We start from the raw sequence: 22,324 nt of genomic DNA, 5'->3' as shown, positions 1-22,324 counted from the left end.
CTCACAAAAGTCACGGCATGACACCGAATCCGCCTATCAGAGCCGGTTTACGTCCAATTTTCGGTGTATATGGAATCTTGTGAAAAGTAGGCCGCGATGAGCAAAAATGAGACATTGGCCAGCACTTGCCGGTGATAATCCAGATCAAACGTCTGTTGTGTCTAAGTAAACCGATAGCGCGGAGTGTCTTGCACTCGATCGTGAATGATCACGGGTATGTTTTTTGAATAAATTGATTCTCCTTTTTCTCAACGGTCCGTAATGGGTTCGCCAAACACCTCTGAGGCGAGCGGCATGGGAATCGCCGGCCTGCTCGGCGGTTCGGCGGAGGAAACATTGGCTGCAGAAACCTGAACCACGCGCTGGAGAACGCCCCCAGCAGCCAGACCGAGTTGGCCGAGCACACCTTCGCGAGCCAGCAGTCGTAACCGGTTGATTCGCTTCGTCCCTTTCTTGAAGCGGATCAGGTCGTCATAGAGCTGAGGGTCATCCACGCGATCCAGTTCGAATAACAGGCGGATCGTTTCGCGCTCAGGCATTGTCTTCTCACTCATCACGCCCCCCTTGAGCCACAGCGCTGGCCCCACCGAAGATCTTGTCCACATGGTTCATCCCGGCGATCTGGAAGCCACGCACGTTGGCATGCAGTGGATCCTTCACTTCCAGAATTTTGTGCTTCGGAAATGCCTCTTTCACCGCCTTCTTGAAGAGGTAGGCTCCGCCGCCCACCAAGATGATGTTCTGGAAGCTGTAGCTCGCATCGATCCAGCGCATCATCGACGCCACAGCCTGCTGGGAGATGGAGTGCGCCATCGGCATGGCCCGCGAGATGTCATAAGGCTTCTGGTAGATCATCGGGTTCTTGCCGGTCCGCAAGGCTAGGTCGATGGCCTCGATATCGTTGTAAGGCGTGCCGATGTCGTGGCCGATCTCCCCTGCAATCGCTTGCAGGATGTCGAACACCCCGCGGTTCACCGAATGGCTTTTGTTCTGCACCAGCCGCATGCCCCGCGCCACCAGCCAGTCGAAGGTCCGTGATCCTGGGTCGAGGATCAGGCTCTGCTCCCGCTCGATGCTGGCCGTCTTCCCGTGCTGCACGGCGAAATCGACCAGGGCACCTTGAGGCTGCGCAACAGCCAACGCTTTACGGACTATCACGCTCTTGCCGTTGCCGATGTCGTGCGTTCCGGTCACCGCCTTCTCGAGGGCGGCTTTCTTGGTCGTGAGTGCCGCCACCGGCAGGCCGACCACTAGCAGATCGATGGCAGGCTGTTTCATCAATGCCAGGGCCCCTCGCAACAGAGCCATGTACTCCGGCGTCTCGGTGTAGCGATCGTGCATCTGGGTGGCACGAAAGGTATCCGCGGCCAGTTCGACCTCGGGACCGACCTCATAGAAGAGGCCGTTGACCGGGATCGCGACCGTCTTGCGCCGCTCGTAGCCGGGCTGGCCCGAAGGTTCGCGCATGGTTGGATAGGCAACCGAAGGAAAACTGGCGCAGCGGATGTCACCGCCGACCACGCTGCTGACATACTTGGTGTTGCCGAATCCGACATCCACCGCTCTGACGACATAGTCCATATGAGGCTCCAATAGAGGGTTACGAGCGGCCAGCATCGGCATCCCGACCTGGCCCGTCCAAGCGAAATTCGGTCTGCTTTGCCCGGCTATCGCAATCAGCCTCGACTGCATTCGAAGCCCAATCGATCTGAGCTTCGATGAAAATCGAGTTCTTGCGCCGGGAGCAAAACCGCCTTTCGCGTCGATGTAAGGTCTCACTGAACTGGGGTGCGTCAAGGTCACATTTCCAGCGGTCGAACCACCCAAAACAGCAGTACGTGATCGAAACCCTCACAGTGGAAACCAGAGGCCGAGTTGGTGCCCGTCAAGCCCTGATTCAGCCTCGGTTTGGTCGTCCCGCGAAAAATAAACGCACCCTGAGTTTCAATTTCAAGTGCCATCCGCAAGCCCCAGCATCCAAGGCCTGTCGGCGGTTCAGCCCATTGACCTTCGCTCCTTCAAGGAGTGAACTAAAGGCTCCCGAGGCCTCCTGGCCTGCTCCATCGCGGAGTAAAAGGCGTTGCGGTCGTTACCCGCCTCTTCAATCCCGACCCCGAGTCGGGTTGGCATGGTCCCCGAGGCCATGCGTGAAGCCGCTCCACCCGTAGTGCAACGCTAGACCTTGCCGGCAATCCGTCTCGGACGCTCCTCGAGGGCGCGTCTTGCGTTCAGTTCAAATGGCCGGCACCCGATGCCGCACCACTGCTCCCCGTCATCGTTCGAGCACGCGCATTGCGCAGCACACGTCGTGCGGCCCCCATGGGCTCCGCGTGTGAAGCCGCTCGTACGCCTGTACTGCCCTGGACTTTCGGTCAGGGGCGGCCCCATGCAGGTGGATGACGCTACGAATCGAGGACTGATCCCCCTACTGCGCAAGGCGAGACCTTTGCGCCGATGTTGTCCCCACCTTCGAGGCGAGGCTGCATCACCCATCCCGTCGAACGCAGAAATGCGGAAGCGGACAGATCACCGTTTCATTTTTAAGACCGACCGAGCCGGAGGGATAACGCATGAGATGCGACACCGGCAAACCCTGGGTAGGCACGGTGTGCTCGTGGTCGCACACCTTGCCGAAAAACTCGACCACGCCTTACGGACGCGACGGAATCTGCACCCGTACTGAACTGATAGATTCCACCCAACACATCTGCTGTGGGCTGACGGGACAGCACACGGTTCGCTTTCGGAGATTTGCGATGTCTGAATCCAACGTTCGTCATACCACCAGGCGGGTCCAAGGCACCATCGGCACCGGCCGTGCCACCAATCACCAACCACCGCGCCGTCAGGAATGGGCGCTAATGACGCCAGCCGAAATCCTGGAACGTTACCGTCCGGGTAAAGCCGACCCGCTGCGGGTGCTCGACGTCCTGCTGGAGCTATTCAACTCCCAGCACACCGCACTGGAAAAGACGGTCTCGCACAAAACACGGCAGGAGCGAGCCGACTTCCTGCGCCGCTTCTTCCGCGACCTCAAGATAAAGGCCCGGTTCGCCACCGTGCCCGATCCGCGCAACCTGGGTGACCGCCACATCCGTGCCATGATCAATGTCTGGCAGCAAGAGCAGCTCGCTCCCGCCACCATTCAGACTTACCTCAGTTTCCTGCGTGGACTGGCGCTGTGGCTGGGCAAGCCTGGATTCATTCGCACACCGGCCCATTACGGGCTGACCCCGGCCGAATACCAGCGCCATGAATATGCCCAGCGCGACAAGAGCTGGACTGCGGCGGGCATCGACATCGATGCGTTGATCGAGCGAGTCAGTGCTTATGACCGCTACGTCGGCGCTTCACTACGGATGATCCGCGCAATGGGGCTGCGACGCAAAGAGTCGGTCATGTTCCGGCCTCATCAATGCGTGCTCTCCTTCGAAGCAACGGGACTGCCGCTCGAACAGCGTCAAGCGGATCGCTACGTGCGAATCAAGGAAGGAGCGAAAGGAGGGAGACTGCGCTTCGTGCCGCTGAATTCAGCGCAACGCATCGAGGCTTTGGCGTTCGCCCAGGCAGTTGTCCAGGGTGATGACGCACACCTGGGCGATCCTCGCCACAGCCTGAAACGCAATCTGCGACGTTTCGACTACGTGATGGCCCGCTTTGGGATCACTGCAGAGGGATTGGGTGCTACGGCGCATGGACTGCGCCATGAAGCGATGATCGACCACTACACCGACAAGGCCGGCGTCGCGCCGCCAGTGCGTGGCGGAAGCGACGTGCCTCCGGACCTGGACGCAGCAGCGCGACTCTCGGCGGCACATCTGGCCGGGCACAACAGGGTCAGGGCATCGGGCGCTTATTTAGGGGGGCTACTCGCCCGGCAAGCAGCGCGAGCGGCAGAACGGCAAGACAATACTTCGGGCATATCCGGCGATGAAGGCTTGCTTGAGGGACGTTGAGCTTGGGGTATGCGGCCTGCGGCCAACAGGAACATGGGCTTTGCGGCCCATGTTCCTGTTGGCTATTCAGAAAATGGTCTGCAATCTGCCGTGTGAAGAGCAATCTGTAGCAGCATTGGCAAAGCTACGGCGCTGGGTCTCTAAGCAATGGTTGCGCGTGTCAGATCATGGAAAATGATTTCAGGCAAAGCTATTGCCTCCCTTGCTTTTTTGAATGCGCGCAGCACTGAGTAACGCTTAACGGCTGGTAGCGTGTGCGCAGAGAGTGGGGTCTTGTTCTCCACAGCTTCGCGGACTAGTCCGCGGTATTGCTCTGGCATGTTCTCCAAGAGGAGTGCGAGTTGTTCACCGCTAATGGTGATGATCGGCCGTGCAACTGGCCGTTGGCGTGGTTTCACCACTGGCTTTTTCATAGTCAATGAATCCTTTCGCTGTAACGCAGTATCAAAAGATCACGGTTTCATTCCCATGCGGCGCCGCAGTCCTTCGCGATAGAGCACCGCCCCGATGTGGCAGAGTAGTGCTTCATCATCCTCGGAAAGATCGAGACCATCCATCCAGGCCGCCAACTGAACGATGGCATCGTCAATAGCTTCGACACTACCGCTGATGTCCAGCAATTCGGCATGTACTTCGAACTGCTTGATGATGGGGTGGTCGATCATGGGGCACCTGCCGCTCTCGGAAAATGCGATGGAAATCATGGTAGTACGAAGCCACTGAAAGCGATAATCCGATTCGTCATTGTGCTTACCCTCTTTTCCCTGCCGCCAAAGAGCGTAAACGGCTGCACCGTTCTGAACCGGTACGGCCTCGGGCAAGGTTCGCCGCTTTGCCCAACACAGTCCCCACATTAAAATATCGACATGACCCGCTCCGAACTCATCATCCTGCTTGCCGAACGTTTTCCGAAACTCGTTCAAAAGGATGCTGAGATAGCAGTCGCGGAAATTCTCAAGGCGATCCATGCTGCACTGGCAGACGGAAATCGCGTGGAAATTCGCGGATTCGGCACCTTCGGCCTGAACTACCGGCCGCCCCGTCAGGCTCGCAATCCAAAAACCGGCGCGGCAGTAGCGGTCCAGGGAAAATGGGTTCCCGCATTCAAGGCCGGCAAGGAACTACGGGAACGCGTAAACGTTGCGGTAACCCCTACCCCTTAAAGTTCTCGGGGAACAAGTTCAGGCCACGCTTCTGCAGCCAAAACGCTCCCAGGTTTGCGGATCGACGTCGATGGGGCCGGCCCGTTTCGACTCCAGATTGACGACGACGCCGTGCTGGCCGAGCCGCCCCTTTGAAAAGAGCTCATACAGCAACTGCGCCGCAAAGCGCACGGCCACGTCGTTGATGAAAAGCCCCTGGGAAGCGAGCGACACCCGGACCGAGCACGATGGCCGGTTATCATCCGGGACGTTGGCGTCCAACAGTTCGGGAAACAATTCGGTGACACAGGGCAGGCGCAGGCTTCCCTCCCCCTTCGCCTTGCCCACCCCCTGCCCAAGCACTACTTGGGCACTCGCCTCGGTGTTGCCGAGATCCAGCCAATACTGATAGCGCCCGCCCCCATCGAACACAGCTTCATGCAGAGTCCGCCGAGCCGCCCGGCTATCCACGCAACTGATCAGAATGTCGGTGTTCGGCGGTGAGTAGCGGTTGGTCTCGAAGGCCTCGTAGCGCACCGGATGCGCGATCCAGTCCAGTCCGTAGAACTGGTTGAGGCGGTGAATCGTCACGATGGCCTTGTGTCTACCGATGTCGGCAGGGCTGTAGAGTTGTCGGCCCACATTGGCTTCGCTCACCCGGTCGGCATCGAAAGCGGTGACGTGCAGGCCGTGGGGATGGCCGAGCGCCTTCATGGCGATATCGAGCCGCGCAAGGCAGCCCGCCATCTGCGCCCCATTGCCGCCGACGCCGACCAGATGAATGCCGACGCGACGGTCGAGCAATACGGGATCGATCAGGTGTTCCACGGTCCGAACCTCCTTCCTTGGTAGAAATTCAGTATCCGGCGCAACAGGCTGGGCTCAAGGTCGGGCACCGCGTCATACGCTGAGTCGGTATCGTCCTGCCAAGGATGGGGCAAAGGGCGGAACTTGCCGTTGACCACCAGCCGGAACAGGGCTTGTGGTTTGGTCTGATGCAGGCAGCCGAACACGCCGGCCACCTTGATGCCCTGATCGTCGCCGTCGTCCTTGGCCGACCAGAACGCTCTGCCGTAGCCATGGGTGTGCAGGTCCACGGCCAGCGTTTCGTCGGCATCCATCGCCGGTAGCCGGTAGTCGATCTGGTGGGGCGACACGACAATCGGTTCGCACAGCGCGAGCCGCAGGCTTCGGCTACGCCGGGCATAGATCAGCGCCCCCGCCACTTCGTTGGGAAGGCCCCGGCGACCAGCTTCGAGGAATGCCTCGATCAAACGGATGGGCAACACACCGAAGGTGAAGGCCAGCCGCTCCTCGATACCGCCATAGGGCAACGGGAGCGGCAGCGCGGGTGAAAGCCGCTGGATGCAGTCCAGCCAGTCGAGCTTGATCTGCACAAACACGCCATTGGCGGCGAGGATAATGCGCTGTCCGTTCGCCATGTCGGGCAATTGACCGAAGCGCGGGGCGGCGATGACAGGGCAGGCCGTTTGCAACGCGAGGTCGCGTACGTCCATCATGCGCCCTCCTTCAACCCCAGGAGTTCCCCCAGCGTCGTCTTGACGTCGACCAGCACCCGCTCGGGAAAGCGCCGGAATCGCCCGTCGAGCATGTCCCGCCAGAAGGCGTAAGCGCCGCCGCGATAACGCACCAGCTTGCCGGGGCCATTCGGGTGGGTGAAATAGCTGCGCAGAAAGGCATCGTTCCACGCGGCGATCTTCTCGACCGTCGTGCCCTCGGGCACCGGTGCGTTGCCTTGGCAAATGTTGCCCCGCACATCGACGTTGAAGTAAGGCACTTGGTACAAGGCAGTGGCCGGGGTCGGGCGCACCGCTCCCTTCACCGCCCATACCCGCCAGACCCGGCCGGATGCCGCAAAGACCAATCCCGGATGAGGTACGCTCTCACCGCGTTCCCGCCCGCCAAAGGCCTCGACATGATCCTCGTCGACACGAAAGGCGATGTGGCGGCGGGCCGGGGGTACCCACCAGACGATTAGGTCTCCCTCCATGTAGAGTACCGTCTCCGGCAGAAAACCGCCGTGGGCGGCGCGCTTGAGCAGCGCCTTGGCAAGCTCCATCGCCGCCCGCGGCGTCATCGCCTGCCCAGCGCCGATGACGGCTTCGCCATCGACTTCTTCGATGTCATGCACGGTCGCCAGCGCACTGCCCTGCTGGCCGTCGTAGATCAGGACCGCCCGGCGCAGATGCACGGTGCCGGTGCTCGGAGCCTGTATGAAAAACTCGGCTTGGTTCATGGTCGTTACCTCCACGATCAGTTTCCTGCCGAGAGGTGGTGAATCAAGCGGTCGATCAGCCGGATGGCCTCGAAACGGCTAGCCATTGCCCGCTGCCACGCGGCAAAGGCACCGGGATCGTCGAGCGGCACCCGAATCTCGCCCATGTGCTCACAGTATTCGCCTTGATGGGCGAGGTTGAGCAGGTCGTCGTAGATGCGGGTGGTCACGTCCCCTTCTCTCCACGACAGCACGGCACCAAAGCCGACGAACTCGCCATCGATGTCAGGACGAAAACTGTCGTCGACCTCCAGGCGGGTCAGCGCCAGTGCATCCTCGGCCATCGCCTTGGCACTCGGATCGGACAGCCGCTTGATCGCCCGGCGCAGAAAGCGGGCGCACTGCGTCAGTTCCAGCCCTCGGGGCCAGCGCCGCGCCCAAGCCGGGAAAGACGCTTCCAAGGTCGCCTTGCTGACCATTTCAGCCCGCATCGCCTCGCGTTCTTCCTCGTCCTCGCCACAGTTCATGTCGAGTGCGGTTTCCTCGTCATCCTCTCCACACCAGTAGAGATAGGTCGTTACGTCACAGGCGATGTCGGGTGTGAACAGCGGATAGACGAAGGCGCTCTGGCGGCACAACACATGCAGGATGACGCCCCCCAAGCCGGGTAGGCGGGCGCTCAAAGCCTCCAGCCCAGGCCCCACAGGCCATTCCTGCTCGTGGTATTCGCACCACGATGCCTCCACTGCACCGAAATCGAAGTCCTTGGGCGGCTGGCTGCCGTAGTAGCGGTAGTAGTCGCCATCGCGAGACACCATATGCAGTGCAAAGCGCGGCGTGAGGCAATGCAGTGCGCCGATCTGGCGTTTGAGCCAGCCATCGAGCGCCTGCCGACACGCATCGAGAGAGTCGCTCCAAGTCACCGGGATGTCATCCTCGTCGAAGGCCTCGGCCTCGATCAGGAAGCGCGACACCGTGGCATTGGCCGCCAGCAGCGGCCCCGGTGCGATGCTGCGCGGCACCTGCTGGCCGATGCGGGGCAGCGCCAGGGCCATCATGGCAGCGGTGCCAGCATGTCGCTGGGCGGCAGAATGCGGGCCGTCTGGCGTTCGTTCGCATCGCGCCGGGTGCGCAACACGAAGGCCCCCCAAGCGCTACCGCGCTCCTGCGTACCGCGCCGGGTCAGTGCCCTGACGAGCTTGCCAGTGCTGTCCGTCCGCCCCTCCGATTCCACTGCCACAGCAGCCTTGAGTGCGGCGAGCCGCTCGCCTGCGCCACCGGTCTGGCCCTTCGTGCCCACGGCTTTGCGGAAGGTGTATTCCTGCACGCCATTCACGATCTCCCCCGCCTCGACCTCGGCGCTAATGAGCTCGGGATATTGGGCGCTGTAAAGGTCGCGGACCTCACGCGGTTCCATGCCCGGCACGTCGGGCAACTGCACACCGTTGTAGCGGAAGACCCGCCGGATTTCGTTGATGGCAATGCTCATCGTTGGACTCCTGTCGTCTGGATGGCCTCCCGAGGAGGAGGCCCTTGCGATCAGTCTCTCGCCGCCCTGCCCGTTTTCAAGGCCGGGACTCAACCGAACAGATCGTAGGGGGCGCCGCTGGCAGCGGTCGCGGCAGCTTGTTGCGGCACGTTGCCCCCCTCTTCGGCATCGCCATCGCCCAAGTCACCGACTGTGACTGCCTTGCTCATTGCCTCGCCAGCCTTCTTGGCCGACGCTGACTTGGCCGCTTGCAGCACTTCCTGCGTGGCTTCGGCCTGCTCGGCGAGGCTCTGGCGAACCTCCCGGTAGCCCTTCAGCGCATCTACGAAACCGGCATCGAACTCGGCGGGCGTTGCAGTCAGGCTCAACGCCTTGGTCAGCGCCGGCTCGTTCACGTCCTTCTTTGGCTTGGGAATCACATTGATCGTCATCCGCCCGGTCTTCTCGTCAGCACTGAGCACCATCGTCAGGGTGGCGTTGGTTGCCAAAACAAACATTTCTTCGAACATCGTCATGTCATGCTCCTCCAAAAAAGGAATGCCTTCGAGACCATGCTACGAAGGCATTGGGGGTTTTCCAGTGGGTTGCCGATCACTCGGCGAGAGCCTCTTCCTCGGCGACTTCGAGCAAAGCGCCAGGAAATTCCTCGTCTGTCCGCCCGCTGGATGCTGCGGAAACGACGCTGCGCGGGTATTGCATGACGGCGGGTACGGTGCCCTCGTAGACAAAACCCGGTGCCGCAAGTAGCGATTTGATGAAGTCGCCCTTCTTCTTCGCCCGTGCCAACTTGAAAGCCATTCCCATCTTCGCTTTCAAGCCACTCTCTTCCGCCAGGGATTCCAACTCGCTCATGGTGAACAGTTCGAGGAACTCGGTGTTCCATTTGAAGTGGTGGCCCTCGTCGACCTCAAGATAGTTGAGCAAGGATTCCAGGTCGCGCAAACCGACGCCAAATGCTGCCGAAGCGGTGACCGCCAGCATCAACGGCTCCAGATGCCGCGCATCGATGGCATCGGCCTCGGGCAGGATGCCGGCGAAATCAAGACGCTCGACCACCCACGGCCCGGCGATCCGTTTAGCCGCTGCCCCGAACTCGATGGTTTTTACATCGCCGGTATGGCCGGAGCGGGCCAGCGCGATCATCACGCGCCGGTTGCGCTCGGGCTGCGCCATCAGTTCCTTGGCTGCCCATTTGCGCCACTGCGCAATGCGATAGTCCTTCACCCGCTGTGGGGTCTGGTTCGATAGCGTCGCGTTGGGCTTGGCTGTACCGGAGGTATCGCGCTTGGCTGTCACCTTCGTCAATGCTGGCGGCTCTGCTTCGCGTTGTGCCTTGCGCCAGGCGGCGACCTTCTGGACATTGCAGGAGGCATCGAAACACTGAGAGTGCGTCACATCGCCGTAGCTACCGGGCAGTCCCGACACCGCGCAACCGAACGATGCGCAACCTTGGCAAGCGGCATACTGGGCGGCTCCGACGCCGAACTCGCCATCTGCCGAGACCGGCAGACAGGGACTGCCATCGCTCACTTTGACGATCTGCACCAGCGGATATTGGTCGCGCAGGACTTGAGCCTTGGCCTCGATGCTTTGTATGGTCAGTTCGTCGTAGTGGGAGGGATGCTGGCAGTAACCTTCGCCGAGGGATTCGTCGAAGAGGCCCGCCTGCCGGGCGGAATTATGCGGACAGGTCGAACATTGGGCGGTGTCGAAAATGGCAGCGGCCAACTGGCGGGCGAAGCGGCCCAACTGCTCTTTCAGTACGCCCACCGGCACCCTGTGCGCGAGCACGCCAGTCAGCACGTTGTCTTGCTTGTCGGGGGGTACGCCGGCCAGCAATTCGGCGTGGCCGAGTTGAATCTGGCGGTGCGTCAGCGCGGACAGCACGGTGGGCGTGCAGGTCAGGAGCGCCAGCCGGCGTTCGAGCAGTTCTGGCTTCCAACCGAGGCTTGCTGCCGCCTCTTCCTTATCCCCCTTGTTCCGCATTAGCTGGCGCTTGGCGGCCTGCGCTTCCTCGGCATGTGACATGGGGGCGCGATGGTGATTCTCGATGACGGCAATGGCTTCCGCTTCCTCGTCGCTCAAGGCCTCGATCACCACCGGCATGTCGTAGCCGTCGCCGAAGACGTTCTTCGCCGCCCGCCAGCGCCGCTCGCCGGCGACGATCTCGTAGACTTCCGAGCCGGGAATGGAGCGGACGATGATGGGCTGGACAACACGACCGGCGGCGCGCAGGCCGGCCTCAAGGTCGGCCATCTCGACCGGATCGAAGTATTCACGGGGGTTCTTGCCTTGTACGATACGGTGCAGGGGTAAGGTTGGGTTGGCGAGGGGTTCCAGATTGGACGGGGCTTCCATGAAGGTCTCCTGCTGTGGGATACCTTCATGTTCTCGCGGGATACTCGGCCAGCAAGGGCAGCCCCGGGGCGCGTCTTCCATCGCTTCGCTCTCAGGCCCAGCATCAAATTTATATTGGCTTGCCCACTCCCTGGGTCAGTTCGATCAACTCATCCACAGCCTGCATGCCCCAACGCAGGCAGTACGCCAGTGAACTTTCCTCATGGTGCATGGCATTGAGTTCGCATCGCTTGCCGCTATCGATCCGATGCCATGCCTGCTCCACTTTCGAAAGCAGACCGCAAACTTCCAACAACGCTTTGCGATCTTCAAGCGTGATCCGGTCGAGTAGTTGTTGCTCCATAGGCATGTCAGACCTCCATTGAATGGGAGCGGCCAATGAAACGCTTCAAGCGCTCGATCAACCGCCGATGGTGATCGGGAAAACGGGTCAGGTTCGGGTCAGAGGCATCCTGCTTCCACCAGATGCTCGCGTAGTCTGAGACGACGCCGTTGTAGCCACAGTCTGGCCCATCCGCATCGAACTCGGCGCACAGGCTCCTGATGGCTTCCCGGTGGCTGAGGCGGCGCACTGATACCAGTGCGTTTGGTCTCCATACCACCCAGACGTTGCCGCTGAAGCTGCGCACCGCATCCATACCGGAGGACACAAAATACGCATCCCAGGCATTACCCTGCGTGCAGCGTCCATCGACGCGATCCGTCCAATGGGTAGCCGGCGAAAGCCATGCCTCCAGCACACAACCGCCCGTCTCGTACATGCCGTACTCGTAGGCGACGGTGAGCGACTCGCTAAGGCAGATGCCGGTGCCGGTGTAGCTGCGTGAACGGGAACGCCGGAAGCCATCGCGCAGGATGGTGCGGGCTGCTGCTTTGCGGGTGCCGTGGTACAGGGGACCGATGGCTTGAACAGTTGAGGTATTCATGTCCCCCAGCGTCTCACCGGCCCCAAGTCATGCAAGGTCGCCCCCACTCGCAAGCACCCTCCCCACTACGTGGGTGGGTCACGACACCGCCCCATGGATAGCCGCCAATTACGTCGATTGCCAAGCCTGTCCGGTAAGTGGATAATCGGAACTCAAGGCCTCGTCCGCCTGAGCTTCGAGCGGCTCAATCCAGACTTTCCTGCTTTACCCCGCTGCTTCCATTAGCCATCACCATGCGACTTCGCCTGGGCGTAGGCCAAGTAAGCGCTCGATTGGTCCACGCTAATCTAGGAGATTCGCATGCCCGTCGGCATCTCAAACCTCGCCCATTCCGTTCGCAAGAACACTTCGACCGAAGTTGTTTCGGTCTCGCTCGGCCACGCCCACCAGCTCGTCGCGGCGGCCATGGGTTACAAGACACTCGCTTCATATCAGGCAGCCCAGGCCGCTGGCGGTGACCGGGTGCTAATGATTTGTACCGAGACATACGTACAAAAAGCACAACAACGCCAAGGCGGTGTGGGTTACGAGCAGATGCTGGTCACGGCACAAATCATGAGAGAAGTTGGTACAGCGAAGTTCATCCCGATCATCCGGCAAACAGCGCAGCCGCGCCAGTTGCCTGACGAATTAGCCGGGCGCTTGTATGTAGACCTCTCCGACGGTCCTGGACAGCACGGAAATCTTCAACACCTTATACGAGATTTGCACGGCCTGAATATCCCGTTGCCTCCCCTTGGACCGCGGCCATTCTAGACCGCAGAGCTTTCCCTATGCCCCCACTCGCCATGCCCACACTTGACGACCTGGAGTTCTCGCCGGACTTCTTCGATCCACCGGAGCACCGCCCCGATGCCTGGCCAGACAACCCGGAACTGCGCCGGGCAGTGGAGTGGTTCAAGAGCTTCATGTCGCATGAACAGTGGATACAACGCCGAAAACGAGCGGCGCATCGGCTCTATCTGAGCGCGATGGGTATTGATTCCGGGGATGGTCGCTTTTTCGATACCAAGGATAGCTTCGGTTGGTACCTCTTCCTGGCCGAAGCCTTGCTGGATCACATCGGCAACTATGACTATGTTTTTGGCTCTCGTGTCGTACCTATATTCCAGAGCATCGGGCGTGACTTGGACCTCCTCCTGCAGGTCGAAGGCATCGGGCCACGTGTCCAGCGCATCGTCACGAAGGAGCAAAGGCAACCCAATGGAGGCCTCTTCGAACTATTGGTCGCAGCGTTCTATCGGCGTGCGGGAGCAGATGTTGCCTTCATCGATGAAAAACCCGGTGAAGGGCAAACTCACGACATGGACGTCACGCTCCGGGGACAGACTTGGGCTATCGAGTGCAAGCGCATGGAGGTCGGCGAGTATGGAGAAGGTGAGCGACTACAGGTAGGAAGACTTTGGGGAGCTTCCGCTGAGCACCTTGCTCAGCTCGAGAGAAGCACATTGTGTCGGGTGAGTTTCCATGTGGAACTCTCTGGCATCCCACCAGACTATCTGGCCGAGAAGGTTCATCGCTGGCTTGCATCTGGTCTAGAGGGGCTGGCATGGAACGATGCCATCGCAATGGGCAGCATCGAAATGCTGGACCTGAAGCCACTTCAGAGTGGTCTTGGCGACGGACATGGTACTGAGCAGCAGCCATCGGATTCTCGAGTTGCTGACAGGACGCTACATCCGCAACGCCCAATACCAGACGCTGCTGAAAATCCATCCCAGCGACAACCCGCGCTACATCGAAGCATGTGAGCATGCGGTAGTCTTACACTGGGAAAGTCTTAGCGATACGGCCCTGAATGCCAAAGCGCGCGACATCCGCAAGAAGCTCTCCGAAGCGACGGCTCAGTTGCCCGAAGGCCGCCAAAGCGTCATCCACATTGGCTTTGAAGCAGTCGAAGGCGACCGGGTTGAACGCCTGAGGTACGAAAAAATCCTCACGACAGCGCGCCAGTTTGATCCCGGGGAGAAGGAACTAGAGTATGTCTACTGCCACTATCTAGTGCCGGAAAGTCCCCCCGACCAATGCTGGGCGTTCGACGAAACAATGCAGTGGTGTGCGATCCGTGCCAGGCATGCCAAGCCTCTCGAGGATGGTTTTCTGGTCCTGCCGGCGGCCGGCAATCGGACCGGGCCGCACTGGCAGGACTAAGGTGCACACGCTTATTGAATACACCGCCCCCGCGTTTATCGCGGATGCTGTGAAACCACACTTTTCAGCGTCGTGATACCCGCTGAACCGAGGCGTCGATCAGTGAATTCCAGCCCTCCAGAGAACCTCGTCGCGTCTTCCCTTCCTCGCGATCACGCTGCCAGTAACCTTCCCAGTACTCCAAAAGCTCCTTCTCGGCGGCGTGCACAACCGGTTCCGCCAGAAAAGAATGGCACTCGCCCCGCAACCCCGGAATAGCACAGTACGCGGGCCAGGCAAAGGCAGCAAACGTCTCGACATCAGGAATTGTGCCGCGATACCCTTCGTCGTTCGCAAGCAAAGCATTGGGGTCATTGAGCAGGAAGGTGCGTAGCATCGGGAAAGTAAACAGTGCCAACGCCAGTTCCTTTCGAAAACCTTCGATGTCTCCGACTGCGAAGTAAACGAAAGCGCGAACGGCAGCAACGGTCAGACCCGATTCATCCGCCACAGGTTTGAGCGCACGCTTGGCGCCAGGATAGTCTCCACATTCGAGCAGGATGAGTGGAAGCACGTAACGCACACCGATATTGTCATTGGGATTGAGTCGAAGCATCCTCCGAGCAAGCTTGGCGGCGAGAGACAGTTTTCCCTGCTGGAAATTGAGCTCGAGTTGTAACCAAAGAAGTCGGTGGTAGAAGCGATTGCTAATGTGCCCCCAGATGATCCGCCCTCGGTAACCCTTTGGAATAAGGGAGTCTGCCTGTTTGACGAGACGGTTCACCATTGGCAAGGCGCTTGGGTCGCCTTCTTCGTGCAGTATCCACGCCAAAGCCAATCCCCCCTCCAAAAAACCCGGTTGTGCCAGCAGAACCTTGCTGATCCAACGACGCGCCTTGTTTCGCTGGGCTTTGGTGGGTTGCTCATTGCTCAACCAGCGCTCATCGAGTTGATCGGCCAACTGCACACACGCCGGACTCTGCGAAAAACAACCGCCCAGATCGCCAGACATCTCACCAGCCGGCGTCACAAAGCTGTACAGGGGCGTATTCGCTTGAAGAGGTGTTCTGGCCCGAACCTCGGCCCAGGTCTTCCCCGCACACAGCGGAGAAGCGACGCCATCGAGAATGACCTGCTTCGGAACGTCAGTGAGCATCGACAAGGTTTCCGCAAACCGATCAAATGCGTTGATCTGGCTTCGTGGCAATGCCACTTCGTCCTTGGCCTCAATGAGCAGAACGCCTACCGCGCTGAAGTTATCGAGCCAATTTGGGGGCAAGCGCTCTATTGGCACCTCCTCCAGCATACGTAGATGAGATGACAGGGCATGCCAAGAATCAAACCGCAAAGTCTGAGCAATCGCCTCATGCGCTTTGCATCTCTGAATTCCACCCGCCAGACTTAATCGCTTTGCAGCCAGCTTGATGCGCGGCGTTAACTGCTCTGACAGAATGTTTGGGTAATGACTGAACCAGAAGGTTGTCATACCCAGATCGATAGCATCGAAGGCTTCCTCGAACGACTGCTGCTTGGGGGGACTAATAAAAGACACGATCACTCCTTCCAGGCTTCCATCTGGTGGTCCGCTCACCAGTCGCCTGTAAAGAGGTGTCTGGTCAAATACGATGATCGAAGATCTAGTCGCTGTGGCTGCTTTTCCAGTGCGGACGGAAGGCGTGCGACGAACACCCAGGTTCGAGTGTAGTCGAATTGCGATTTAGACGGCAACAGGAACTAAGTAACAGCCGACTCAACGTAATTTATTCTCAACAGTCGTGTCTGGCGGCTTCATTTCTGCTGATTTTTTTGCAGGCACGAACTCATAAACCAACTCGAGTTCCACACGCCGATCGACCGTTCGGCACTCGCGGGCAGCCAAGCCAGACATTTCGGCTTCACATTTTGAGAGACTGTTGCGCACCCCCATCCCGATAGGGGTAACCGTGACGGCTCCGAGAGCCAACGGTACTAATTTCTCTCGGACAAACGCAGCCGCAGTCTTCGCCCTTTGCTCCGAAAGATCGGCATTCCCGTTGTTTCGTGTACTTGGGGACATATCGGCATAGCCCCTCACAACAATGGTTGTGAGTTTCCGCTGCTCATTGGGAGATCGACCAACGCCTCTTCCCCCCAAGTAGCGTTCGATCTCACTGCGCTGGGCGGCATTCAAATCAAACACGCCATTGGCAAATGCAGTTTCCAACGTGTAGTGAGCACATGACGGAATACCCATCCCATCAACTGGCCGGGCCATACGGGAAATAAGAATCGATTCGGATGGAACTTCGACCATCAGCGCATTTTTCAGATATCCGAAAATACTATTTTGTTCCGTGGCATTCAGGGTACCAGCCTCGAACGACAACAGGCTTCTTTCCCCCACGCCATGCCAAAGCACATTGACATCATGAATGAGGTGATCCGACTCCCCTTTCGATGGACAACCAAATACCGGTAAATTGTGGCGTTGTGCCAACGACTGGAGAAACAAAAACTCGTCCCCTTTGATACTGATCGTTGCACTCCGTCGATTTAGGCCAACGGTGTTCATCGTGCTACCGAGCGCCACAGTCCCGATAGAGCCGACCAAGCCAGGCAAGGCAATAGCTGTAGCGAGCATCGCCAGACGGGATAGAGATCGCTCCCCTCGGCTGACTTTCTCCCGGTATTCAGCTGGGAGGTCATCGTAACGCTTCCAAAATTGAGTCATGAAAGAGATGAGGGTACCGGCCCCCAGCAACCCAAGTAGATTTCCGAGAACGTCCGAGAACCCAGAAATCACAATTAGGAAAAGCCCAAACACGAGCGCGCCCATGATGTCGAGGAACGCGTCCCACCATCGTCTTGTTTTAAATGCTCGGCAGCCAGCAACGCATAGACAAACGGTGGCAGCACCGCATGCGACGAAAAAAAGATAAATGAACCCAAAGCTCAGAGCGGTAACGATGAAAAGCAAGCTATCGCCGACCGTCAATCCCTTGGGGAAAAAGTGGATCACCCCAACCAGATAACCTATGACGACAATGAGGCCGATAGCTGAAGCTATCGGTAATGTCAGCTTCGCGATGGAAAAGACCGTGTTGATTCGCTTAGCCCAAGACTCTTCCGGGGTTGCGACCGGTTCAGGAGTATCCGGCCCTGTAGATTGTTCAGCTGCTTTATTCATGATTTTTCCAAAATGCTTTTTTCATACCCTGTCAGCGGCGGCATTATGCCAATATTCCAAGAAGATGTATCGACGAGCGACCTTTAACGAAATGACAGCGATCTGGAGAGCACGTTGGTGACCGCATGGCACATAAGCGCTGTCGCCCCCGGCAGCCTTGAACGGGACGATTCTGACCTGACGCAACTTCCCATGAAGTGGGCGCATGACGCCGCATCCGGCAAGCCCTTATATATCCACGACGATCCGGTCGTTCAGGGAACGTGCCAATGCCTCTGCCCCGCCTGTAAGCAGGTTTTGATTCCCGTTTTGGCCGGACAACCCTTGCGCACCGACCCAACGGCTCACTTTCGCCATCCTCCAGGCACGCGAAAGGATGCTTGCACTATTGTTGCTGCGCGCCTTGCTGCAACCGAGCACTTATTAGAAACAGGTTTTATCGACCTCCCGCGAAGAACCATGTCCAGAAGTGCAGTTGGCTTTAGCGGAGAGCGCTACGAAGTATGGGTCGAAATCCCCGAAGAGCGACGAAAAATCAAGGCGGCAGGACTGATCGACCGGACAACGGCGGAATTGATGCTCGATGACGGTCGAATTCTGCTGGTTGATCTGACAGGGCAAGCAACGGCAGCCACATCCGCAAATGCTGCCATGGTGACAATCGCCCTGTCCGATCCAATATTGGCCACGCTCAGTGTTGAAGAGATTCGCTCGCGTTTACGCATTCTTCCGGGTACCCGCATCCGCCGCGGGCGCCTGTATGAATGGGGAGATGGTTCCCTGCAGCAGACATGGTATTTCACGCCGCACCCCGCTGAGCCCATGGATCGCGATCATATGACGATGGACGGCCGCCTTAACCGAACACTCTGGACCTACCGGCCTGCCCAAAGCTTTTCATCACTGTTTCCGAATATTCTGCGCGCGCAGTTGGTTCTCGGGACGCAATCCGCCCCGACCGTATGGCAGGTAGTCTCAGTGGAAACGGTAGCCTCGGGCGAAGAGTTGCTTACATTACGCGCCCGCTCCAGCTTTGGCGCCTTGCCTGAACTCATTGAGGAACATATCCCCGAAGGGGCCAAGACAGAGGTTTTGGCAACATTGGCGCATGTCGCTGATGGCGCCTTCCGATCAAGTCCGGTCTCCTTGGTCGACTTGTGCCGCGCCGCGGCCACTGTCGTCCTTGCACATTGGCTCGAGTCGACTGGAGATGCTCCGGACAAGGTTCATTATCTTGATCTTGGCGCTTTGTTGAAGGCATTCGAAAAGCAGCAGGGCAATCCCGACACCAATTCACCATCCGCGGCAGGTTCAGCCATCCGCTTGCTGCAACGCTTTCATTCGCGAGGAAAACCCAACGAACAGAAGCGTTACAACACCCGACCACCGACTGAGGAAGATGCCCAACTGGTTCTGGGTGCACTGGGTTTTCTCCTCAGGGAAGTTGGCTGGGCTCGATAAATAGGAGATGCCCCGATTTCCTGGTGGATCAGCAATGGCCCTTCACCAAGGCAATTCATTAAGAAGTAGCTTTAGGTGAAGGAGTTGCGCTGACCATGACCGTTGGCGGTAGCTCCTGGAGAATCTGCGGGTAGCGAACCTTGTGGAAGGCTTCGATGGTAATCGCGTAACCGGGAATGGCACCGCGAAAGTCAATACCGAAATCCCTGGAAACTTTGCGGCCGGCACCGCTCTTGGCGACCTTGACCACGTATTCAATGACTTTAAGCCCATGCTTTTGACCATCCGGCTGGTCCTTTGCGATTTCCTCGATATAGTTGCGGGCTACCAGCACCCCAGCTTGGCCTGTTCGATTCCCTGTGGATTCTGTTTTTCGGCAAGCTGGACCAGGTTCTCAATGCGGCTCAAGAAGACATCAATGGGGTGCATCACCAGGAAATCTGTGCCCCCCACCGTGGCAATGGAAGCCCTTTCCCGCACGCTCTGGGGATTCAAGCCTACCAAGCGGTGCAGCACATCGACATTGACGTACTCATGCCGGGAAAGCGGTATCTTGATTTGACCGACCAGGGCCGACAAGAAGCGCGGGGACGTGTACTCGGGAATGCCGTCTACGCGCCGTGCGATGGCCGTAACGTCGTCCCGTCCGCCGAGGAAGTCAGCGTCGTCGCTGATGGCACCGACCTGGAACTGGGGCGGCAGTTGAATGCGGTAATGGGAAACCCAGAAGGCAAGGGACTGACCACCGACCAGAACGGCGTCGGAGGTAACACTGGCGAGGATTTTTTCCAGGAGATCCTGGGGAATACTGACTTCGACCTCCGTCTCAGCCAAAGCTCAGAACCCGGTGACGCACCTTGGCGGCTCTAGCAATGGACGGTGCGATGAAGAACATGCTTTCCTGAGAACGCTCCCCTGACTCGACCAAGACACGCGACTTCTCCTGACGCTCGCGCTTGGCGGCGATCAAGACTTTGTCTGAGTGCTTGAGTTTGCGAGTATGGGTCATCATGGACAGTTTCGGAGAATGAGCAAAATGGTGTGCTGATTACCATTGCTTTGCAAGTCCAAAAATTTCTTCGCCGCGCTTGCTGTAGGTTTCTGGCCAGGGCGGCTTGGTGGGAAGAGCCCCTGATTTGGTCGCGGCATCTCGACCACCGGAAACTTTCCGGATATGGCCTCCTGAACAGTTGGAGAAACAACGTCGGAGCGCATCTCCCTTATGTTCAACCTCTTACAGCCAAAGCACTCCAAGAGCCCTACTCCGTCACCATGCCTTGTGGTGCGCCGCGCATTGCGGACAGGCAAGATACCCGTCCTATGAACGGAATACTACCGGTCTCGTATTCAACGAAGATTTTATCGCCTCGGGGGAAGCAGCATAAAAATGATGATTGGGTCTTGAAACTCCGCTCGTCGCCCTTATATCTCCGGTGCCTCAAGTGAGGTTCATTCAGGGAGAAAGAAACATGGCAACATTGGGCGACTGGTCGGATCACGACAACAAAAAGTACGTCGGCAAGCTGGACCGCATCTATGTCTCGATGACGGAATATTACGAAGTTGGCTATTTCATCGATCACTATCTCAAGAACCGCAACTATGCGGTATCTAACGCGAATCGCGACAAGGTCACCGCGGCACTGGAAAAATACCCGGGCAAAGCGCCCTTCAAGCGCGACGACTTGAATCAGTATCTCGACAACTACTGGAAGAAGTAAACCAAGGACTACGAGGAGAACAAGCGCCGGTCTTTTTCCTTCTGTGAGCCTGGAACATACGAACTCTCAAACCAAGCCGGCTCGCCGCTGATGGCGGTCGGTTTCTTGAGGGTGAGGGATTTGGGTGCAAGCTGCGGCGCCGCAGGGGCAAACGTTTCCTTCATCAACGTGCGGAAATGCAGGTGGTCGAACATCCGCAGCGCCTCGATGGCATAGGCGGTGGCAACCTTGCTGTCCTCAATCATCATCAGGTTGTCGCCGTTACCGCTCTCGCCGCTTGGGGCCAGGTTCGAGGACCCGGTAAACACCTTGGCGCTGGCCAAGCTGAAATCGGTGACAATGAACTTGTGGTGGATGTTGATGCCTTGGCCGCCCGACCATTCACGCCGGAACGGTTGCGGCGCCTTGCCAGCCAGGTAGGCGAAATCCACCAACCCGACCGAACCGTCGGGTTTACGCACGGCAAGCCCCGCGTCGTTGTTCACCACCCCATAGCTGAAGACTGGCCGGCCGATCAGCCTGTCCAGCGCCTCCCGGGTGGGGCCGGAGTCGATCTGATTGAGGAAGGCGACCGAATACAGCACCGACGACGAGGCCTGGTCGATGGCGGCACCGACCGGGTTCAGAGATAGCGCGCTGCTCTGGTGGGGAGAGAAACAGAAATGGAGCGCTGGCTTGCCGTCCACCTTGATCAGGTGCCATTGCTGCGCCAGTGGGTTGGCAGCGAAATGGCCGGGATCGCGGAAGGCTTCTTCGAAGACCTGCGCGAAGAGCGCTGCCGCTTCAGGTGCCCGCACGACGATCAGGTTGTTCGCCTGGATGTACAAGCCGCGGAAACTGAAATTGGTGGAACCGAAAAGCACCTGCTCAGGCTTGCCATTGCGCTTCACGACAATGACTTTATGGTGCTGCAATCCTTGGAAGTGGGTCCGCTTGACCTGCATACCACCTGCCGTTACCGCTAGGCGGGCCGCCGCCTTGCTTTCCGCGCTGTCGTGTTTCCCATGTTCCCCTGAGTTATCGATGATGGCACGCAGACGCCCCCCGAGGCGTTCTAGCCGAGCGACGATGTCCGGTTCGTTGAGGTCGTAGGCCAGAAGATCGACCGTGTAGTTGGGGTCGGCGATAGCGGCCTCGAGGAGGTCTTCGAGCAGTTGGAGGGCCTCGAAGCCAAGCCACTGATAGACACCACCGTTCGCCTTTTGGTATTCCAGCCCCGCGCTGGCCTTGTCTGGAATCAGCTCCGGCCGGTCGCCAAATTTTTCGGCAAAAGCCTGGGACGAGGCGAAGTTCCGGGTGAATCCAACGTCGAGGAAGCCGTCGTAGGTCACCGGATCGAGGGAAAGCCCGAGTTCGATCTGGCGCCCCTGGACGAGCTTGCCATCCAGAGACATGTGCATCTTGGAAACGCGATAGCGGTAGGTGCCGTTTTTCACATCCCAGGGAAAATGGATCCAGCGGAACTTCTGGAAAGGGGCATCCAGGGAGGAAAACAGACGCCCGCCGGTCACCGCCGCACCGGCTGGCTGATCGTAGGAAAAATTGAGGCGGTTGTTGAGGGGGACGAAGTTCCGCCCCCCGGGCTCCATTACCTCGATCGAAAAACCCACCAGATCGGCTTCCGGTTGATCTACATCCATGCCGAGAAGGCACATGCGCTCGCCGCGCCAGAGCTTAACCCGGAAACCTTGTGCAATCTCCGCAACGCTGAAGTCGTCCATCGCTACCCCCGATGAATA

26 protein-coding genes are annotated in these 22,324 nt (G+C 58.8%); 7 read left to right on the top strand and 19 right to left on the bottom strand.

The annotated features are described in order from the left end of the window. Window positions 1-248 precede the first annotated feature (248 nt). Both F1002_RS19640 and F1002_RS19635 read right to left on the bottom strand, forming a co-directional pair. Window positions 249-554: a hypothetical protein gene (locus F1002_RS19640; protein ID WP_150430748.1), complete on the bottom strand. Its 306-nt coding sequence runs from the start codon at window positions 552-554 to the stop codon at window positions 249-251. After that, window positions 547-1,581: a PRTRC system protein D gene (locus F1002_RS19635; RefSeq protein WP_150430747.1), complete on the bottom strand. Its 1,035-nt coding sequence runs from the start codon at window positions 1,579-1,581 to the stop codon at window positions 547-549. Before F1002_RS19635 ends, F1002_RS19640 begins: the two co-directional genes overlap by 8 nt. A 1,175-nt stretch (window positions 1,582-2,756) precedes the next feature. Between F1002_RS19635 and F1002_RS19630 the strand changes: the two genes are divergently transcribed. Beyond that, complete coding sequence (locus tag F1002_RS19630) at window positions 2,757-3,956, top strand: integrase domain-containing protein (protein ID WP_150430746.1); 1,200 nt, start codon at window positions 2,757-2,759, stop codon at window positions 3,954-3,956. A gap of 140 nt (window positions 3,957-4,096) precedes the next feature. Here F1002_RS19630 and F1002_RS19625 read toward each other — a convergent pair whose 3' ends face one another. Further along, a complete protein-coding gene (locus F1002_RS19625; RefSeq protein ID WP_150430745.1) occupies window positions 4,097-4,369 on the bottom strand; it encodes a hypothetical protein in 273 nt (90 codons plus the stop codon). A gap of 39 nt (window positions 4,370-4,408) precedes the next feature. Then, the gene (locus tag F1002_RS19620; RefSeq protein WP_150430744.1) at window positions 4,409-4,621 is read right to left on the bottom strand and encodes a hypothetical protein; all 213 of its coding nucleotides are present in this window, start codon (window positions 4,619-4,621) and stop codon (window positions 4,409-4,411) included. Between the two features lie 201 nt (window positions 4,622-4,822). Between F1002_RS19620 and F1002_RS19615 the strand changes: the two genes are divergently transcribed. Further along, window positions 4,823-5,119 carry an integration host factor subunit beta gene (locus F1002_RS19615; RefSeq protein WP_150430743.1) on the top strand — a complete coding sequence of 99 codons (297 nt, stop codon included), beginning with the start codon at window positions 4,823-4,825 and terminating at the stop codon, window positions 5,117-5,119. Between the two features lie 18 nt (window positions 5,120-5,137). On the opposite strand, the gene F1002_RS19610 is transcribed toward F1002_RS19615, so the two are convergent. From F1002_RS19610 to F1002_RS19570, 9 genes are all read right to left on the bottom strand, one after another. Continuing rightward, window positions 5,138-5,926 (bottom strand): PRTRC system ThiF family protein, encoded by a 789-nt coding sequence (locus tag F1002_RS19610; RefSeq protein WP_150430742.1) that lies wholly within the window; start codon window positions 5,924-5,926, stop codon window positions 5,138-5,140. Then, window positions 5,914-6,618, bottom strand: a complete 705-nt coding sequence (locus tag F1002_RS19605) for a PRTRC system protein A (RefSeq protein WP_150430741.1) — start codon at window positions 6,616-6,618, stop codon at window positions 5,914-5,916. Before F1002_RS19605 ends, F1002_RS19610 begins: the two co-directional genes overlap by 13 nt. Continuing rightward, window positions 6,615-7,355, bottom strand: coding sequence for a PRTRC system protein B (locus F1002_RS19600; RefSeq protein WP_150430740.1), 741 nt, complete (start codon window positions 7,353-7,355; stop codon window positions 6,615-6,617). The genes F1002_RS19605 and F1002_RS19600 overlap by 4 nt, the downstream gene beginning before the upstream one ends. 17 nt (window positions 7,356-7,372) lie before the next feature. Then, window positions 7,373-8,392 carry a PRTRC system protein F gene (locus F1002_RS19595; protein ID WP_150430739.1) on the bottom strand — a complete coding sequence of 340 codons (1,020 nt, stop codon included), beginning with the start codon at window positions 8,390-8,392 and terminating at the stop codon, window positions 7,373-7,375. Beyond that, a complete protein-coding gene (locus F1002_RS19590; RefSeq protein ID WP_150430738.1) occupies window positions 8,389-8,823 on the bottom strand; it encodes a PRTRC system protein C in 435 nt (144 codons plus the stop codon). The genes F1002_RS19595 and F1002_RS19590 overlap by 4 nt, the downstream gene beginning before the upstream one ends. An 89-nt stretch (window positions 8,824-8,912) precedes the next feature. Further along, a complete protein-coding gene (locus F1002_RS19585) occupies window positions 8,913-9,338 on the bottom strand; it encodes a PRTRC system protein E (protein WP_150430737.1) in 426 nt (141 codons plus the stop codon). A 76-nt stretch (window positions 9,339-9,414) separates the two neighbouring features. Next, the gene (locus F1002_RS19580; RefSeq protein WP_150430736.1) at window positions 9,415-11,181 is read right to left on the bottom strand and encodes a PRTRC system ParB family protein; all 1,767 of its coding nucleotides are present in this window, start codon (window positions 11,179-11,181) and stop codon (window positions 9,415-9,417) included. A 109-nt stretch (window positions 11,182-11,290) separates the two neighbouring features. Beyond that, window positions 11,291-11,530 (bottom strand): hypothetical protein, encoded by a 240-nt coding sequence (locus tag F1002_RS19575; RefSeq protein WP_150430735.1) that lies wholly within the window; start codon window positions 11,528-11,530, stop codon window positions 11,291-11,293. Between the two features lies 1 nt (window position 11,531). Next, window positions 11,532-12,107 (bottom strand): hypothetical protein, encoded by a 576-nt coding sequence (locus tag F1002_RS19570; protein ID WP_150430734.1) that lies wholly within the window; start codon window positions 12,105-12,107, stop codon window positions 11,532-11,534. 300 nt (window positions 12,108-12,407) lie between these two features. Here F1002_RS19570 and F1002_RS19565 point away from each other — a divergent pair, with 300 nt between their 5' ends. From F1002_RS19565 to F1002_RS21090, 3 genes are read left to right on the top strand one after another with little or no spacing between them, the layout of a single operon-like run. After that, window positions 12,408-12,863 carry a hypothetical protein gene (locus F1002_RS19565; protein WP_150430733.1) on the top strand — a complete coding sequence of 152 codons (456 nt, stop codon included), beginning with the start codon at window positions 12,408-12,410 and terminating at the stop codon, window positions 12,861-12,863. A 17-nt stretch (window positions 12,864-12,880) separates the two neighbouring features. Then, a complete protein-coding gene (locus F1002_RS19560; protein WP_150430732.1) occupies window positions 12,881-13,858 on the top strand; it encodes a hypothetical protein in 978 nt (325 codons plus the stop codon). Next, window positions 13,767-14,258: a hypothetical protein gene (locus F1002_RS21090; RefSeq protein ID WP_191090479.1), complete on the top strand. Its 492-nt coding sequence runs from the start codon at window positions 13,767-13,769 to the stop codon at window positions 14,256-14,258. Before F1002_RS19560 ends, F1002_RS21090 begins: the two co-directional genes overlap by 92 nt. A gap of 64 nt (window positions 14,259-14,322) precedes the next feature. On the opposite strand, the gene F1002_RS19555 is transcribed toward F1002_RS21090, so the two are convergent. Beyond that, the gene (locus F1002_RS19555; protein ID WP_150430731.1) at window positions 14,323-15,789 is read right to left on the bottom strand and encodes a hypothetical protein; all 1,467 of its coding nucleotides are present in this window, start codon (window positions 15,787-15,789) and stop codon (window positions 14,323-14,325) included. A 198-nt stretch (window positions 15,790-15,987) separates the two neighbouring features. Next, entirely contained in the window at window positions 15,988-17,403 is a 1,416-nt protein-coding gene (locus F1002_RS19550) for an OmpA family protein (protein WP_150430730.1), read from the bottom strand. 117 nt (window positions 17,404-17,520) lie between these two features. On the opposite strand from F1002_RS19550, the gene F1002_RS19545 reads away from it, so the two are divergent. Beyond that, window positions 17,521-18,864, top strand: a complete 1,344-nt coding sequence (locus tag F1002_RS19545; protein ID WP_150430729.1) for a hypothetical protein — start codon at window positions 17,521-17,523, stop codon at window positions 18,862-18,864. 58 nt (window positions 18,865-18,922) lie between these two features. On the opposite strand, the gene F1002_RS19540 is transcribed toward F1002_RS19545, so the two are convergent. The 3 genes from F1002_RS19540 to F1002_RS19530 are packed head-to-tail and all read right to left on the bottom strand — an operon-like array spanning window position 18,923 to window position 19,876. Next, entirely contained in the window at window positions 18,923-19,198 is a 276-nt protein-coding gene (locus F1002_RS19540; RefSeq protein WP_150430728.1) for a hypothetical protein, read from the bottom strand. Then, window positions 19,189-19,698, bottom strand: a complete 510-nt coding sequence (locus F1002_RS19535; protein ID WP_150430727.1) for a hypothetical protein — start codon at window positions 19,696-19,698, stop codon at window positions 19,189-19,191. The genes F1002_RS19540 and F1002_RS19535 overlap by 10 nt, the downstream gene beginning before the upstream one ends. Further along, window positions 19,691-19,876: a hypothetical protein gene (locus F1002_RS19530; RefSeq protein WP_150430726.1), complete on the bottom strand. Its 186-nt coding sequence runs from the start codon at window positions 19,874-19,876 to the stop codon at window positions 19,691-19,693. Before F1002_RS19530 ends, F1002_RS19535 begins: the two co-directional genes overlap by 8 nt. Window positions 19,877-20,333: 457 nt before the next feature. Between F1002_RS19530 and F1002_RS19525 the strand changes: the two genes are divergently transcribed. Next, window positions 20,334-20,585: a hypothetical protein gene (locus F1002_RS19525; RefSeq protein WP_150430725.1), complete on the top strand. Its 252-nt coding sequence runs from the start codon at window positions 20,334-20,336 to the stop codon at window positions 20,583-20,585. An 8-nt stretch (window positions 20,586-20,593) separates the two neighbouring features. Here F1002_RS19525 and F1002_RS19520 read toward each other — a convergent pair whose 3' ends face one another. After that, the gene (locus F1002_RS19520; RefSeq protein WP_150430724.1) at window positions 20,594-22,306 is read right to left on the bottom strand and encodes a phospholipase D-like domain-containing protein; all 1,713 of its coding nucleotides are present in this window, start codon (window positions 22,304-22,306) and stop codon (window positions 20,594-20,596) included. Window positions 22,307-22,324 lie beyond the last annotated feature (18 nt).

This window comes from Dechloromonas sp. CZR5, assembly GCF_008711155.1.
GTDB lineage: Bacteria > Pseudomonadota > Gammaproteobacteria > Burkholderiales > Rhodocyclaceae > Azonexus.
The sequence above is the reverse complement of the archived record's forward strand: the minus strand, read 5'-3'. Positions and strand labels throughout refer to the sequence as shown.